Source organism: Butyricimonas hominis (assembly GCF_014287455.1).
GTDB classification, from domain to species: Bacteria; Bacteroidota; Bacteroidia; order Bacteroidales; family Marinifilaceae; genus Butyricimonas; species Butyricimonas muris.
In genome coordinates, this window is the sequence record NZ_JACOOH010000030.1 from 1 (window position 1) to 1,992 (window position 1,992).

Consider the following 1,992-nt stretch of genomic DNA (forward strand, 5'->3'; position numbering starts at 1 on the left):
AAGGAGATCTCATCTTGAGGCAGGCTTCGCGCTTAGATGCTTTCAGCGCTTATCCCGTCCGCGCGTGGCTACCCGGCCGTACGACTGGCGTCATAACCGGTTCACTAGCGGCGCGTCCAACCCGGTCCTCTCGTACTAGAGTCAGGACCTCGCGAATCTCCTACGCCCACGACAGATAGGGACCGAACTGTCTCACGACGTTCTGAACCCAGCTCGCGTGCCACTTTAATCGGCGAACAGCCGAACCCTTGGGACCTTCTCCAGCCCCGGGATGTGACGAGCCGACATCGAGGTGCCAAACCGCTCCGTCGATATGAGCTCTTGGGAGCGATCAGCCTGTTATCCCCGGAGTACCTTTTATCCTTTGAGCGATGACCCTTCCACGCGGGATCACCGGATCACTATGCCCTGCTTTCGCACCCGATCGACTTGTGTGTCTCCCGGTCAAGCACCCTTGTGCCATTGCACTCGAAGGTTGATTACCAATCAACCGGAGGGTACCTTTGGAAGCCTCCGTTACGCTTTTGGAGGCGACCACCCCAGTCAAACTACCCACCACGCGGTGTCCTCTCACGAAGAGTTAGATCCCAGACAAGAGAAGGGTCGTATTTCAACGATGGCTCCACGATTCCTGGCGAAACCGCTTCATTGCCTCCGACCTATCCTACACGTCCCGTGCCCGGGAACAACGCGAAGCTGCAGTAAAGGTTCACGGGGTCTTTCCGTCCCGTCGCGGGTACCCGGCATCTTCACCGGAACTACAATTTCACCGAGCTCATGGTCGAGACAGTGCCCAGATCGTTACACCATTCGTGCAGGTCGGAACTTACCCGACAAGGAATTTCGCTACCTTAGGACCGTTATAGTTACGGCCGCCGTTTACCGGGGCTTCAATTCAAACCCTCGACTTTCGTCTAAGCTCTCCTCTTAACCTTCCGGCACCGGGCAGGTGTCAGGCCATATACGTCATCTCTCGATTTGGCATAGCCATGTGTTTTTGGTAAACAGTCGCCTGGGCCATTTCTCTGCGGCTCTATCACTAGAGCGTCCTTTATCCCGAGGTTACAGGACTATTTTGCCTAGTTCCTTGACCATGAATCACTCGAGCGCCTCGGTATCCTCTACCAGACCACGTGTGTCCGTTTACAGTACGGTTCCTCGTCACTTGAAGTTTAGCGGGTTTTCTCGGGGGTTAACGCCCGGAACGCTATCCGCTCGGCCGAGGCCTCGCGGTACTATCGGCTTTCGCCTCCGGTGGCGTGCTTGACTACCACCGTCATCGGGTACGGCCTTCAACGCGCTATTCCGTCAGCGCGCGGTTCCTTGGTCACCCCGTCACCGCGTAACGGTGACGAGAAGCACGGGAATGTTAACCCGTTTCTCGTCGGCATCCCCACTCGGGTTAGCCTTAGAGGCCGGCTGACCCCCGGCTGATTGGCATTGCCGGGGAATCCTTGGTCTTTCGGCGTGGGGGGTTCTCGCCCCCATTATCGTTACTTATGCCTACATTTGCTTTTCCTGACGCTCCAGCGTACCTCGCGATACACCTTCGGCGCCGACAGGAATGCTCTCCTACCGGTTAGCTAATGCTAACCCCACCGCTTCGGTTGACGGTTTAATGCCCGTGTATTATCCACGCGGGATCACTCGACTAGTGAGCTGTTACGCACTCTTTAAATGAATGGCTGCTTCCAAGCCAACATCCTAGCTGTCTTCGCGATCCCACCTCGTTTTATCAACTTAACCGTCCATCGGGGACCTTAGCGGGTGGTCTGGGTTCTTCCCCTCTCGTCCGCGGACCTTAGCACCCGCGGGCTCACTCCATGGTTCAAGTGTTCTAGCATTCGGAGTTTATCCGGATTTGATAGGCGGTGAAGCCCTCGCGTCCAATCAGTAGCTCTACCTCTAGAACAGAACACCACAGGCTGCACCGAAATGCATTTCGGAGAGTACGAGCTATTTCCCAGTTTGATTGGCCTTTCACCCCTACCC

General features: G+C 56.1%; 1 rRNA gene. It reads right to left on the minus strand.

What is annotated here, in order from left to right:
• Positions 1–1,992 (minus strand): 23S ribosomal RNA (locus tag H8S64_RS21960); the annotation flags it as partial.